The following is a 12,324-nucleotide window of genomic DNA, read 5'->3' as shown; positions in this document are numbered from 1 at the left end:
AAACCGGGCTTAGTCGCGGTTCGGGTTGAAGAAGCTCAGGACGATGAAGGCCAGGCCGATCATGGCCGGCACCGCGGCGAGCCCCAGCATCGGATAGACGGCCTCGCCGGCCTCCATGCCGATGGCGTAGCCGAGCAGCGCGATCCCCGCCGCCGCCGCCAGGGTCAGCACCCCGCGGCGCAGGTCCTTCGTCCGCGACGACAGGTTCTGGGCGATGTCGCGGGTCAGGGTCTCGATCACTTCCGGCGGCAGCGGCTGGCCCTTGTCCAGCGCGGCCCGTACCGTGACCTGCACCTCGCGCCGCTCGCGCGCCTTGATCAGCCCCGGGCCGATGACAATCGCCACCAGCGATCCGAACACGGCGAACATTCCAAAGATCGGAACAAGCTCATCCATGGCCCCGACTCCCTTTCTCGTGGGTCTCACGTGGGGCCCAGCCTCGCGCCGGGCCCCTTCGACGACAAGAGGCCGTGAGCCGGGCTTGCGGATGCAGGCCGCTGCATGAAACCTTGGTAATGCGACGGACCGGCCGTCGCACCAGTTCCGTGTATCGAGGTGCGCCCATGATAGACCGCCGCAGCCTGCTCTCGGCGTTCGCCGCCGCCGCCGCCGTTCCCGGCCTCGTCCGGGCGCAGACCGGCCCCGAGCTGACGGTGGCCACCTTCAACATCTGGCACGACCGCGGCGACTGGGCCCTGCGCGGACCCATGGTGGCCGAGACCCTGTCCCGCCTCGACGCCGATGTCATCGGCCTGCAGGAGGTGCTTCAGGACGCCGCCACCGGTCTGGTCAACCAGGCCGAGTCCCTCGCCGAGGCGCTCGGCGGCTACCAGGTGCTGTTCAGCTCCACCGACGCGGCCGGGGCCCCGCGCCGCTACGGCAACGCCATCCTCAGCCGGCGGCCGATCCTGTCCTCGGACCAGATCCTGCTGGACCCGCGCGACGACTTCCGCACCGCCCTGCGGGCGATGATCGACGTCGACGGCCGGCCGGTCGAGGTGGTCAACACCCACCTGCACCACACGCGCGAGGGCGCGGCCATCCGCGCGCGGCAGACGGAGCACCTGCTGGAATGGCTGGGGCCGCCCGCCGGACCGCGGCTGATCATGGGCGACTTCAACGCCGAGCTCGACGATCCGGGCCTCGCCCCCCTGACCTCGCGCTTCGCCAGCGCCCTGCCCCGCGGGGCGGCGGCCACCACCCTGAATCCGGCCGACGGTCATGAGTCGCGGGTCATCGACCACATCTTCGTCGGCGAGGGTTTCCGTGTGGAGACCGCCGCCGTGACCGGCGACACCGGCTTTACCCCGCGCCTGCCGTCGGATCACTTCGCCGTCGTCGCCCGACTTTCGCTCACATCCTAACCCTCGGGTAATGAAGGGAATTTAACCGGGCGCCGCGCATCTGCCGGGCGCCCGCCGCGGCTCCTGTCTTCGTCAACGGGTTCACCCCGAGCAACGGAGACCGACCATGATGATCGCCGCCCTGGCCGTTCTGGCCACCCTGTCCGCCGCCCCCGTCGCCCCGCCTGCCGAGGCGCCACGCGACGCCATCCGCATCTCCACCGCCGACCTGCCGGCCGGAGCTGCGCGGGGTGAGGAACTCGCCCGCCGCATCGACGCCGCCGTCTCGGACTACTGCCGCGCCTCGTCGCGCGTCGGGCCGGGCCTGGGCCAGCAGGCCTTCTGCCGCGACGCCGTGCGCCGCTTCGTCGAGGCGCATCTGCCGGAGCCGGTCCGCGCCGACGTCCGGACCGCCCGCCGCTGACCCCGGCTAGCGCCCCAGGGCGGCCGCCCAGGCCTCGGGCCTGAACCCGATCAGCCGGCGGTCGCCCAGGTCGAGGATCGGCCGCTTGATCATGCCCGGCTGGGCCAGCATCAGCGCCACGGCCCGGTCGGCGTCCAGCCCGGTCCGGTCCGCCTCGGGCAGCTTGCGGAAGGTGGTCCCGGCCCGGTTCAGCACCGTCTCCCAGCCCAGCTCCTCGACCCATGCGCGCAGCTGGACCGGGTCCAGCCCGTCGGCCCGGTGATCATGAAACCGATGTGCCACGCCCTCCGCCGTCAGCCAGGCGCGCGCCTTCTTCACCGTGTCGCAGTTGGGGATGCCGTAGAGGGTGATCATGGGAGGGCTCCGTCGCAGGCGGCCGCAATGACCGTCCGCGCCGCGTCAGGCAAGCCCCCCGGCTCAGTCGCGCGGGGGCGGATCGTCGGCGTCCGGCGCTCCGGCGGCGGCGTCCCACCGTCCGGCGCCCCACAGGAAGCCGGCGTAGACGCCCAGGCCCACCATCGCCATCAGCCCCAGCAGCCCCGGGATGACCGCCTCCGGCACATTGGCCCCGTCCGGGCGGACGACCAGCATCGCCGCGCTGACGAACAGGCCGGCCCCGGACAGGACGGGCACAATCACCAGCGCCAGCCGCCGCGGCGCAGTCCACGTCGGTCGCCCGTCGAGGCCCCACTGCATGGGCAAGCGCGGCCGATGCGCCAGCCGCCGCTCCGCCCGCACGCCCATGATGGCCGCGGCGACCAGATAGGCGCCGCACAGGATCCAGCCCAGCCAGGCCATGCCCGGTCCTCCTTCAATCCGCGGGGCCCCACCCCTCGACCACCGCCCTCAGCGGCCCCGGCAGGGGCGTCGGCCGCCGCGTCGCGCGGTCGACATAGACGTGGACGAACAGGCCCTCGGCCGCCGCCTCGTCCTCGTCCTCGCGGAACAGGCCGATCTCGTAGCGCACGCTGCTGTTGCCGACCCGGGCGACCCGCACCCCGGCCGTGACCCGGTCGGGGAAGGCCAGCGAGGCGTGGAAGCGGCAGCCGGTCTCGACCACCAGCCCGATCACCGGCCCGGCGGCGATGTCCAGCACCCCGGCCGCGATCAGCAGGCGGTTCACCGCCGTGTCGAACAGGGCGTAGTAGACCACATTGTTGACGTGGCCGTAGACGTCGTTGTCGCCCCAGCGGGTGTCCAGCGGCGTGAACACCCGATAGTCCGCCCGCCGGGCCCGCGCCGGTCTCGCCCCAATCGTGGCGCCTGTCGTCTCGCTCATCCACGCCTCCGCTGCGCCGCATCTTGGCCGACGTCGCGTCAGCAGCCTAGGGTGGGCGCATGAAGACCCGCGCCGCCGTCCTGACCGCCATGGGGGCGGCCCGCCCCTACGCCGACAGCCGCCCGCTGACCCTCGCCGAGGTCGAGCTCGACCCGCCGGGCCGGGACGAGGTGCGCATCGCCGTGCGCGCCGCGGGGCTGTGCCATTCCGACCTGTCGGTCATCAACGGCGACCGGCCGCGACCGGTCCCCATGGCGCTGGGCCATGAGGCCGCCGGCGTAGTCGAGGCGCTGGGGCCCGGCGTCGAGGACCTCGCTGTCGGCGACCATGTGGTCACCGTCTTCATGCCCTCGTGCGGGACCTGTTCGCCCTGCGCCGAGGGTCGGCCGGCGTTGTGCGAGCCCGGAGCGAAGGCCAATGGCGCCGGCGAGCTGCTGGCCGGCGGCCGGCGGCTGAGCCGCGGCGGCGCCCCGGTGCACCACCACCTCGGCTGCTCGGTCTTCGCCGAGCACGCCGTGGTGTCCCGCCGCTCGCTGGTGCGGGTCGAGCCGGACCTGCCGTTCGAACACGCCGCCCTGTTCGGCTGCGCCGTGCTCACCGGCGTGGGCGCCGTGGTCAACACCGCCGCGGCGCGGCCGGGCCAGAGCGTGGTGGTGGTCGGTCTCGGCGGGGTCGGCCTCGCCTCGGTGCTGGGCGCGTTGGCCGCCGGGGCCAGCCCGGTGGTCGCCGTCGACCTGTCCCCCGAGAAGCTGGCGCTGGCCCGCACCCTCGGTCCGGTGCAGACCGTGGACGCGGCCGCCCCGGACGCGGTCGAGCAGGTCCGCGCCCTGACCGGCGGCGGGGCCGAGGTCGCGATCGAGATGGCCGGCTCGGCCCGGGCGCTGGAGGCGGCCTGGCGCATGACCCGGCGCGGCGGCCTGACCGTCACCGCCGGCCTGCCGCCGCCCGACGCGGCCCTGCCGGTCAACATCGTCTCGCTGGTGGCCGAGGAGCGCACCCTCAAGGGCAGCTACATCGGGACCTGCGTCCCCTCCCGCGACATCCCCCGCTACATCCGCCTGTTCCGCGAGGGTCGGCTGCCGGTCGACCGACTGGTGTCCGGCGTGATCGGACTGGAGGACCTCAACGCCGCCTTCGACACGCTGGCGGAGGGCCGCGCCGTCCGCCAGGTGGTGCGGATCGGGGCCGACGGCTAGGACCCCCGAATGCTCTCCCGCCGGGCCCTCATCGCCAGTGCTGTCGCCGCCCCGGCCGCCCTCGCCGCCTGTGAGCGGCGCGCGACGCCCGTTCCGGCAGGCGGGGTGCTGGCCGCCGGCCAGCCGGCCGCCCTGCTGATCTTCGCCCTCGCCCCCGAGCGACTGATCGGCTGGCCGCGCCGGCCCGGGCCCGGGGCGCTGGCCCTGCTCTCCCCCCTCGCCGACCGGCCGGAGGTCGGGGCCCTCGCCTCCGGCGGCCGCCCGATCGACCTGGAGGCGGCGGCGGCGCTCGCGCCGGCCCTCGCCCTCGACTACGGCGATGTCGACACGGATAGCCAGGCGCTCGCCGGCCGCGCCCGCGCCGCCCTCGGCGCCCCCTACCAGCTGATCGACGGCCGGCTGACGATGATGCCGGAGGCCCTCCGCGAGGCGAGCCGCCTCCTTGGCGTCGAAGCGGTGGGCGAGGCCCGCGCCGGCGACGCCGAACGGCTGCTGGGAGCCCTGCCACGCGACGGGGGCCCGTCCTTCTACCTCGCCCGCAGCGGCGACGGGCTGGAGACCGCCTTCCCCGGCGCCCTCGCGGTCGAGGCGCTGGAAACCGCCGGCTGGACCAATGTCGCCGTCGGCGGAACGGGACTGGGCCGCGTCACGGCCGAGCAGCTCGCCGCCTGGGACCCGGAGGTGATCGTCACCCAGGACGCCGGCTTCGCCGCCGCGGCGGCCGGCCAGCCCCTCTGGCGCCAACGGCGATCAGGCGCGCCCCGCCGCATCGTCGTGCTGGCCTCGCGGCCGTTCGGCTGGATCGACCGGCCGCCCTCGGTGAACCGCCTGATCGGTCTCGCCTGGCTGGCGTCCCGCGACCCGCTCGGCCCGCCCGACCCTGCCCTGGCGGCGACCGTGGCGGGGCTGCACGAGCGCCTCTACCACCGCCGTCCGACGCCGCAGGAGATGCTCGGCCTGCTGCCCCGGGTCCTCGCGTGAGCGGCGCACTGAGGTCGGCCGCCGCTCCCATCGTCGCGCTGGTCGCCGTCGCCGGCCTGGCGCTGGGCGCCCTGACGCTCGGCCCGCTGCCCGCATCCCCGATCGCCCTGCTGGGCGCAGCGTTCGGCGGCGGCGACGCCACGGCGCAGCTGGCGCTGTCGCTGCGCCTGCCGGCGGTGCTGACCGCCCTGGTCGTCGGGGCCGGGCTGGCGCTGGCGGGGGCCACGCTGCAGGGGCTGTTCCGCAATCCGCTGGCCTCGCCGGATCTGCTCGGCGTCTCCTCCGGCGCCGCGGCCGGAGCCGCCCTCGCCCTGCTGACCGGGCTCGCCCCCTGGGCGGTGCAGGGTGCGGCCTTCCTCGGCGGGATCTCCGCCGGCGCGCTGGCGCTGGCCGTCGCCGCCGCCGTGCGCGGCGCCGACCCGCGCCTGGCCCTGATCCTGTGCGGCGTGGTGGTCGGGGCGCTGGCCGCCGCCCTGCTGGGCGTCGCCCTGATCATCGCCGATCCCTATGCCGAGCTGCCGACCCTGACCTGGTGGCTGCTCGGGGCCTTCTCGCGCGCCAGCCTCCCCGAAGCGCTCGCCGCCGGCGCCCTGACCGCCCTCGCCGGGACCGTGCTGCTCGCGCTGGGACCGCGGCTCGACGCCCTGGCCCTGGGCGAGGACCAGGCCCGGGCGCTCGGCCTGCCGGCGCGGACGCTGCGCCTCATCGCCCTGGCCGCCGCCGCCCTCGCCACCTCGGCCGTGGTGTCGATCAGCGGTCTGGTCGGCTGGATCGGCCTGCTGGCCCCCCACGCCGCCCGGCTGCTCGTGGGGGAGACCGCCGTCCGTCTGCTGCCGATGAGCGCCCTGCTCGGCGCCGCCCTCGCCCTCATCGTCGGCCAGCTGGCCCGCGCCTTCGGGCCGGCCGAGATCCCGGTCGGCCTGCTCACCGCCCTGATCGGCGCCCCGGCCTTCCTCGCCCTGTTCCTCTCCGGCGCGGGGCGGCGGCCATGAGCGGCCTGCGCGCCGAGGGTCTGATCGTCGGCCGCGGGGCGTTCCGTCTCGGCCCGCTCGATCTCGCGCTGCCGGCCGGTCAGCGGCTGGCCGTGCTCGGGCCCAACGGCGCCGGCAAGTCGACCCTGCTGCGCACCCTCGCCGGGCTGCAGCCCGCCGTCGGCGGCGCGCTCTCGGCCCCGCGCCCGGCCGCCCTGCTGCCGCCGCCGGGCGAGGTCGAGGCCGCCTTCCCGGTCCGCCACATGGTGGCGCTGGGCCGCCTCGGCCATCGCGGCGCCGCGGCCCTGTTCCAGCCGGGCTTGTCCGCCGCCGACCTCGACGCCGCCGATGCGGCGCTCGCGCGTCTGGGCGTCGCCAACCTCGCCGACCGGCCATTCGACCGGTTGTCGTCCGGCCAGCGCCAGCTCGTGCTGATCGCCCGCACGGTCGCCCAGGGCGGCGCCCTGGTGCTGGCCGACGAGCCGACCGCCACCCTCGACCCGGCCCACGCCGCTCGCGTCGCCGACGCGCTGGACGCCCTCGCCCTTGAGGGGGCCGTGGTCGTCATCGCCACCCACGACCTCGCGCTGGCGGCGCGGCAGGATCAGGCGCTGCTGCTGACGTCCTCGCCGCAGGCCGGTCCGCCGTCGCAGATTCTGATCCCGAGGGCGCTCGCCGCCCTCTACGGCGCCGCCCTCGCCCCCTGTCCGACCTGCGGTCGCCCGCACGGCTGAAACCGAAATTCATTGCGCGCCCGTGCCGCTTCGGGCCAACGTCCGGCCAACACACCCGCGTCGACCGGTCGCACCCCTCGGGGGCGACCGTAACGAGCGAACCCGCGGCCCCTCAGGACCGGCAAAGCCGGACGGCCGACGTCATCCCAGGAACCGCAGCACCGCCGGGTCGCCCGGCGCAGGACCCTTCATGACCCAAGCCACCGCCGCGCCGCCGCCCCCCGTCAAGGGCTCCGGCCTCGCCTTCGCCTATGTCACCACCCTCTTCTTCGCCTGGGGCTTCGCCACCTCGCTGATCGATCCGCTGATCGCTGCGGTGCGCAAGGTGTTCGACCTCAGCTTCGCCGAGGCCACCCTGACCGCCTCGGCCTGGTTCATCGCCTACGCCGTGGTCTCGGTGCCCGCCGCCGCCCTGCTGGGCCGGCTGGGCTACAGCCGCGCGATCATCGCCGCCCTGACGGTGATGGTGCTGGGCTGCCTGCTGGTGCCGGTGGCGACCATCGTCGACTGGTATCCCGGGGTGCTGCTGTCCCTGTTCATCATCGCCTCGGGGGTGACCCTGCTGCAGGTGGCCGCCAACCCGCTGGTGGCCGCCCTGGGCGCCCCGAAGACGGCCCACGCCCGGCTCAACTTCTCGCAGTTCTTCAACTCGCTCGGCACCACGCTGGGCCCGTGGCTGGGGTCGACCGTGCTGCTGACCGGCGGGGTATTCGCCGCCGGGGCCGTGGTCACCGCCTCGACCCGCGCCGAGTCCCTGCGCAGCATCGACCTGGCCTTCCTCGGCCTCGGCGCGGTGTTCGCCGTCGTGGCGGTGTTCATCTTCACCGCCCGCAAGAAGATCAACGCCGCCGCCGCAGCCGCCGGCGGCGACAGCGGCATGGCCTCGCCGCTCAAGGCCTTCACCTCGCCCTGGGCCCTGTTCGGGGCCCTGGCCATCTTCGTCTACGTCGGGTCGGAAGTGACCATCGGCGGCCTGCTGACCAACTTCCTCGCCAGCCCGTCCATCCTCGGCCTTGCGGAGGTCGACGCCGGGCGCATGGTCAGCCTCTACTGGGGCGGGGCCATGGTCGGCCGCTTCATCGGCGCGATCCTGATGACCCGGGTCCGCGCCGGGGTGCTGCTGACGGTCAACACCGCCATCGCCGCCGCCCTCTGCCTCGTCGTCACCCAGACCTCCGGCGAGACGGCCGCTTACGCCGCCATCGGCATCGGCTTCTTCAACTCGATCATGTTCCCGACCATCTTCACCCTGACGCTGGAGCGCTCGGGAGCCCCGGCCTCGGCCACCTCGGGCCTGCTGTGCACCGCCATCGTCGGCGGCGCCGTGCTGCCGATCCTCGGGGGCATGGTCGCCGACGCCTCGGCAACCCTGAACCCGGTCTTCTATGTGCCGCTGGCCGGCTACGCCGTCCTCACCCTGTTCGCCGTCGCCGCCGCCCGCAGCAAGGCGCGGCACGAGGCCGGGGCGGTCGCTGGCGGGCACTAGCTCAAATCTCCTCCCCCTCGCAGAGGGGGAGGGGGACCGTCCGGAGCCCGCAGGGCGAAGGAGGGTGGAGGGGGCGGCCGCAAGCGCGACGCCCCCGTAAACTCGCGCTCTGTCCCTCGCCCCCTCCACCACGCTGCGCGTGGTCCCCCTCCCCCGCACGCGGGGGAGGAGAGTGTGTGCCTACCGGCACCTCTCCACGCACACCCGCGCAAGAACCTCGGCGCTGTCGACCAGCGGCGCATCGAGGTCGTCGGGCGACAGCAGCAGCGGCGCCTCGGTGCAGCCGGCGATCACCGCCCCGGCCCCGGCCGCGACCAGCCGCCCGGCGAGCGCCCGCATCTCCACCCGGCGCCCGGGCCCGACGTCGCCGGCCTTCACCGCATAGATCAGCGCCATGAACCGCGCCTGGTCCGCCTCCTCCAGCAGCACCGGCGTCAGCCCGGCCGCGCTCAGGGCCGGAGCGTAAAGCGCCCGGCCGCCGCCGGTGGCCAGCACGCCGACCGACCCTGCCCCGGTCGCCTTCGCCGCCGCCGTGGTCTCGGCGATCATGTCGATGAAGGGCAGGCCGGCGGCGCGGATGCCCGCCGCCTGGGCGTGGGCGGTGTTGCACGGCATGGCCAGCACCTCGGCCCCGGCCGCCGCCAGCCGCCGCGCCATGGCCCCCAGCTCGACCTCGGCCTCCCCCGGCCGGGTGTTGCGGTCCGGCACATGCGGGTTCAGGTCCATCAGCACCCGGATATGGTCCGCATCCCCGGTCGCCGGGGTCAGGGCCTGCAGCCGCGCCAGAAAGGCCACCGTCGCCGCGGGCCCCATCCCGCCGAGCACGCCGAGGGTCTTCACGCCAGCGCGCCGGTCAGCTGTGACTGGTAGCCGGCCAGCCCCTGGGCCCCGCCGGTATGCAGGAACACGACCGTCTCGTCGGCGAAGCGGCCCTGGCCGGCGAGGGCGATCAGCCCCTTCATGGCCTTGGCCGAATAGACCGGGTCGAGCAGCAGGCCCTCGCTGCGCGCCGCCAGGGTCAGGGCCTCGATCACCTTGTCGTCGATGAAGCCGTAGCCCTCGCCGACATAGTCGCAGTCGGCGACCACCATGTCCGGCGTCACCGCGTCGGGGCGGCCCAGCAGGGCGGCGGTCTCGCGCGCCAGCTTCAGCACATTCTCCTCCTGCTTCGGCTTGGGGGCGCGCACGCCGATGCCCAGCACCGGGATGTCCGCCCCCATCACCGCCAGCCCGGCCACCAGACCGGCGTGGGTGCCGGCGCTGCCGGTGGCGGTGACGATGCGGTCGACCGGCAGGTCCAGCTCGTCGGCCTGGGTGACGATCTCGCGGGCGCAGTCGACATAGCCCAGCGCCCCGACCGGGTTCGAGCCGCCGCCGGGGATGACATAGGGCCGGCCGCCGCGCGCCCGCACCGCCTCCGCCGTGATCTCCAGCTCGGCGTTCATGTCCGAGCCGCCCGGAACCGTGCGGAGCGTCGCCCCGAACATCCGGTCCAGCAGGACGTTGCCGTTCTCCACATAGTCGGCGGAGGTAAAGCCGGTGCGATCCTCCAGGATGATCTCGCAGGCCAGGCCGTGGGCCGCGGCCGCCGCAGCCGTCTGGCGCACATGGTTCGACTGGGTCGCCCCTTGCGTCACCAGGGTGTCGGCGCGCTCGGCCAGCGCCGCGCCGAGCAGGAACTCCAGCTTGCGCGTCTTGTTGCCGCCACCGGCCAGACCGGTGCAATCGTCGCGCTTGATCCACAGGTCGACGCCCAGCACGTCCGACAGCCGCGGCGCGGGCTCCAGCGGGGTCGGCAGATGCGCCAGTCGGACGCGCGGAAAGCGGGCGAGATGCATGGGCGAGACTCCGGTTCAGGCCCAGACCCCTAGCGCGACGCGGCCGCCCGCGAAAGCCGAGGTCCGGCTGTCAGGGGAAGGCGAGGTGGACCCAGACCGGCCGGTAGGCCGGCCGCCCCTCCGCGTCGCGGGGGGTGAAGGCGTCCACCACCGGAGAGGCATGGGTCGGCGATGGCGTAGGGCCGCCCGGATCCGGATTCGGCGGCGCGCCGGTCACGAGACGTCGCGACCCGCCATAGGGCGGCGTCGCCCCGTCCACGGACGCCGTCGGTCCGAACGCCGCCATCCCCAACAGCGTCCAGTTGGTGTCGACCAGCGCCAGCGGCGTCAGGTCGTCGGCCACGTGGGTGAAGCCGTACTGCCGGCTTGCGGGGGTCAGGTTCGGCAGGCTTGGCCAGCGCGCCAGCGACGCATTGCCGGGGCCGAGATCCGAGGGACCCGAAAACATGACGATACGGTCGAGGCTCCGCATCTTGCCGAGGTAGGCGGCGTGGCCGGCGCCCTGCGAGTGCCCGGCCACCGTGATGCGGCTCCAGTTAAGCTGGCCAGCCAGCAAAAGCTGGCCCCAACCCTCGGCCGGATAGGTCTGGCTCAGATACCGGACCAGATCCTCGAGCCTGCCGACAATTGAGGCGTCGCGGTTGATCGCCACCAGCGGACTCAGGTCCTCGCCGGTCAGGATCTCGCGCCGCACCTTACCGGCGCAGTCGGGGTCGCTGCTGGTCCTGCACAGGTCTCCGACCGCGGTGTCGTTCGGATAGGTCAGACCGATGGCATGGTGCCCCTCCTCGGCCCCCGTCCGAACGATCTGGCGATAGAAGCGCGGGACCGCCCCCGTACCCGGCAGCATCACGAACAGACGGTTCACCGGGGCCCCGGTCGGGCTCGGGGCGGCGACGAAATGGGCCGACGTGTGGGTCATCACCGCAGGGTTCACGAGCGCGGGCGGGACATCCCGCTCCGTGATCGCTGAAGGGCCGGGCGTGGGCGGAGGGAGCGGAGGCGGAGGAGCGGGCGGCGGAGGCGGAGCGGAAGGCGGAGGCGGAGCGGAAGGCGGCGGCGGAGTGATCGGGGCCGCGGGATCCCCGCCCCCCCCGCCGCCGTTGGAACAGGCCGACAGGATTGGCCCCGTCGCCAGCAGAGCCCCGCAGATCGCGCGGGCCAGAAGAGGGCGGCTCACAGGATCACCTTGTCATACGCCTGCGTCGCGCGCGTCCCGCCCCCGGCCAGCCAGGTCACGCCGAAGGCCAGCAGCCAGACCAGCCAGGCGGTGAAAACCCACTGGGTGATCTGCAACTCTGGGAAATCTGCGTGGACTGTGGCCAGCAGCTCGCTCTGGCCGACGATCCATAACGGCGTCAGGACGATCGCCGTCACGCCGAGTCCCCGTGTCCACAGGCCCCGGGCGAGAGGCCCGCGCACGAGGGCGAGGCCCAGCGCCAGGGTCCAGGCGGCGAGCAGCGTCTGGCCCAGCCATTCCCCGATGGCGACGCCTGCGAACTGGTGCAGCGCCTCGTAGGCGCCGATCGCTGCGGCGCTCTCCATCGGCCCGCCGTCGAGGGCGCGCTCGGCCAGTCCGGGCACGACAAAGGACCAGCGCGACAGGCCGATCGCCTGGGCGATGGCCGAGCCGGCCCCGGCCGCCGCCGCCCATGCGGGCCAGCGCCCGCCGCCGGCACGGATCGCCTCGCCGGTCCAGGCCGAGACCCACAGAAAGGAGAGTGCGCACAGGGCGAAGGCCAGCCAGATCAGGATAAGTTCGGCGCCGCCCGCGCGGAACGCGGACAGCACCTGCAGCGGCGGCTCCCGCAGGACATCGTCATAACCGAAGCGGTCGATCAGCAGCATGAACGGAACATTCACCGCGAGGGCGAAGCCGATCATGGCCGCACCGGCCTTTCGCTGGCTGGAGAACATGCGGATGCCCCTCTTGTCTCAATGATGGGACAATGTATATGTCTCACACATGAGACACGTCAAGCCCGACAGGTTCAGTCTGCCCGCAGGCCCGACGGCCGGATCGCCTTTCCTCGCCGGCCGGGGCGTGCGCGCCCCGCGCACGGGTTCGCGGC

Annotated in this window: 15 protein-coding genes; 7 read left to right on the top strand and 8 right to left on the bottom strand. The window is 74.2% G+C overall.

All coding sequences use genetic code 11. From position 1 onward, the window contains the following. Window positions 1-9: 9 nt before the first annotated feature. Window positions 10-396 carry a DUF6249 domain-containing protein gene (locus VGN74_RS00410; protein ID WP_327445385.1) on the bottom strand — a complete coding sequence of 129 codons (387 nt, stop codon included), beginning with the start codon at window positions 394-396 and terminating at the stop codon, window positions 10-12. 167 nt (window positions 397-563) lie between these two features. Between VGN74_RS00410 and VGN74_RS00405 the strand changes: the two genes are divergently transcribed. Together VGN74_RS00405 and VGN74_RS00400 are read left to right on the top strand one after the other, a co-directional pair. Beyond that, window positions 564-1,364 (top strand): endonuclease/exonuclease/phosphatase family protein, encoded by an 801-nt coding sequence (locus VGN74_RS00405; protein WP_327445384.1) that lies wholly within the window; start codon window positions 564-566, stop codon window positions 1,362-1,364. A 106-nt stretch (window positions 1,365-1,470) separates the two neighbouring features. Next, complete coding sequence (locus VGN74_RS00400) at window positions 1,471-1,767, top strand: UrcA family protein (protein WP_327445383.1); 297 nt, start codon at window positions 1,471-1,473, stop codon at window positions 1,765-1,767. 6 nt (window positions 1,768-1,773) lie between these two features. Here VGN74_RS00400 and VGN74_RS00395 read toward each other — a convergent pair whose 3' ends face one another. From VGN74_RS00395 to VGN74_RS00385, 3 genes are all read right to left on the bottom strand, one after another. Continuing rightward, entirely contained in the window at window positions 1,774-2,121 is a 348-nt protein-coding gene (locus VGN74_RS00395; RefSeq protein WP_327445382.1) for an ArsC family reductase, read from the bottom strand. 63 nt (window positions 2,122-2,184) lie between these two features. After that, window positions 2,185-2,565 carry a hypothetical protein gene (locus VGN74_RS00390; protein ID WP_327445381.1) on the bottom strand — a complete coding sequence of 127 codons (381 nt, stop codon included), beginning with the start codon at window positions 2,563-2,565 and terminating at the stop codon, window positions 2,185-2,187. Window positions 2,566-2,578: 13 nt separating this feature from the next. Beyond that, window positions 2,579-3,046, bottom strand: a complete 468-nt coding sequence (locus tag VGN74_RS00385) for a thioesterase family protein (RefSeq protein WP_327445380.1) — start codon at window positions 3,044-3,046, stop codon at window positions 2,579-2,581. A gap of 59 nt (window positions 3,047-3,105) precedes the next feature. On the opposite strand from VGN74_RS00385, the gene VGN74_RS00380 reads away from it, so the two are divergent. The 5 genes from VGN74_RS00380 to VGN74_RS00360 all read left to right on the top strand — a co-directional run bounded on the left by VGN74_RS00380 (window position 3,106) and on the right by VGN74_RS00360 (window position 8,414). After that, the gene (locus tag VGN74_RS00380; protein WP_327445379.1) at window positions 3,106-4,242 is read left to right on the top strand and encodes a zinc-dependent alcohol dehydrogenase family protein; all 1,137 of its coding nucleotides are present in this window, start codon (window positions 3,106-3,108) and stop codon (window positions 4,240-4,242) included. 9 nt (window positions 4,243-4,251) lie between these two features. Then, a complete protein-coding gene (locus VGN74_RS00375) occupies window positions 4,252-5,223 on the top strand; it encodes a hypothetical protein (protein ID WP_327445378.1) in 972 nt (323 codons plus the stop codon). After that, window positions 5,220-6,215 carry an iron ABC transporter permease gene (locus tag VGN74_RS00370; protein WP_327445377.1) on the top strand — a complete coding sequence of 332 codons (996 nt, stop codon included), beginning with the start codon at window positions 5,220-5,222 and terminating at the stop codon, window positions 6,213-6,215. Before VGN74_RS00375 ends, VGN74_RS00370 begins: the two co-directional genes overlap by 4 nt. Next, window positions 6,212-6,928, top strand: a complete 717-nt coding sequence (locus VGN74_RS00365) for an ABC transporter ATP-binding protein (RefSeq protein WP_327445376.1) — start codon at window positions 6,212-6,214, stop codon at window positions 6,926-6,928. Before VGN74_RS00370 ends, VGN74_RS00365 begins: the two co-directional genes overlap by 4 nt. A gap of 190 nt (window positions 6,929-7,118) precedes the next feature. After that, a complete protein-coding gene (locus VGN74_RS00360; RefSeq protein WP_327445375.1) occupies window positions 7,119-8,414 on the top strand; it encodes a sugar MFS transporter in 1,296 nt (431 codons plus the stop codon). 180 nt (window positions 8,415-8,594) lie between these two features. Here the strand turns inward: VGN74_RS00360 and VGN74_RS00355 are convergent, their stop codons facing one another. The 4 genes from VGN74_RS00355 to VGN74_RS00340 all read right to left on the bottom strand — a co-directional run bounded on the left by VGN74_RS00355 (window position 8,595) and on the right by VGN74_RS00340 (window position 12,169). Further along, the gene (locus tag VGN74_RS00355) at window positions 8,595-9,254 is read right to left on the bottom strand and encodes an aspartate/glutamate racemase family protein (protein WP_327445374.1); all 660 of its coding nucleotides are present in this window, start codon (window positions 9,252-9,254) and stop codon (window positions 8,595-8,597) included. Next, entirely contained in the window at window positions 9,251-10,252 is a 1,002-nt protein-coding gene (locus tag VGN74_RS00350; RefSeq protein ID WP_327445373.1) for a D-cysteine desulfhydrase, read from the bottom strand. Before VGN74_RS00350 ends, VGN74_RS00355 begins: the two co-directional genes overlap by 4 nt. A gap of 70 nt (window positions 10,253-10,322) precedes the next feature. Next, a complete protein-coding gene (locus VGN74_RS00345; RefSeq protein ID WP_327445372.1) occupies window positions 10,323-11,174 on the bottom strand; it encodes a BPSS1187 family protein in 852 nt (283 codons plus the stop codon). Between the two features lie 254 nt (window positions 11,175-11,428). Next, entirely contained in the window at window positions 11,429-12,169 is a 741-nt protein-coding gene (locus VGN74_RS00340; protein ID WP_327445371.1) for a DUF4386 family protein, read from the bottom strand. Between the last annotated feature and the right edge of the window lie 155 nt (window positions 12,170-12,324).

The sequence above is a fragment of the Brevundimonas sp. genome, assembly GCF_035998205.1.
GTDB lineage: Bacteria > Pseudomonadota > Alphaproteobacteria > Caulobacterales > Caulobacteraceae > Brevundimonas.
Note: the sequence above shows the minus strand (reverse complement) of the source record. Positions and strands in the feature narration are given on the sequence as shown.

Coding starts and splice junctions, on each gene's coding strand:
- VGN74_RS00410 (WP_327445385.1), bottom strand. CDS start 396: ATGGATGAGCTTGTTCCGATCTTTGGAATGTTCGCCGTGTTCGGATCG.
- VGN74_RS00405 (WP_327445384.1), top strand. CDS start 564: ATGATAGACCGCCGCAGCCTGCTCTCGGCGTTCGCCGCCGCCGCCGCC.
- VGN74_RS00400 (WP_327445383.1), top strand. CDS start 1,471: ATGATGATCGCCGCCCTGGCCGTTCTGGCCACCCTGTCCGCCGCCCCC.
- VGN74_RS00395 (WP_327445382.1), bottom strand. CDS start 2,121: ATGATCACCCTCTACGGCATCCCCAACTGCGACACGGTGAAGAAGGCG.
- VGN74_RS00390 (WP_327445381.1), bottom strand. CDS start 2,565: ATGGCCTGGCTGGGCTGGATCCTGTGCGGCGCCTATCTGGTCGCCGCG.
- VGN74_RS00385 (WP_327445380.1), bottom strand. CDS start 3,046: ATGAGCGAGACGACAGGCGCCACGATTGGGGCGAGACCGGCGCGGGCC.
- VGN74_RS00380 (WP_327445379.1), top strand. CDS start 3,106: ATGAAGACCCGCGCCGCCGTCCTGACCGCCATGGGGGCGGCCCGCCCC.
- VGN74_RS00375 (WP_327445378.1), top strand. CDS start 4,252: ATGCTCTCCCGCCGGGCCCTCATCGCCAGTGCTGTCGCCGCCCCGGCC.
- VGN74_RS00365 (WP_327445376.1), top strand. CDS start 6,212: ATGAGCGGCCTGCGCGCCGAGGGTCTGATCGTCGGCCGCGGGGCGTTC.
- VGN74_RS00360 (WP_327445375.1), top strand. CDS start 7,119: ATGACCCAAGCCACCGCCGCGCCGCCGCCCCCCGTCAAGGGCTCCGGC.
- VGN74_RS00350 (WP_327445373.1), bottom strand. CDS start 10,252: ATGCATCTCGCCCGCTTTCCGCGCGTCCGACTGGCGCATCTGCCGACC.
- VGN74_RS00345 (WP_327445372.1), bottom strand. CDS start 11,174: ATGACCCACACGTCGGCCCATTTCGTCGCCGCCCCGAGCCCGACCGGG.
- VGN74_RS00340 (WP_327445371.1), bottom strand. CDS start 12,169: ATGTTCTCCAGCCAGCGAAAGGCCGGTGCGGCCATGATCGGCTTCGCC.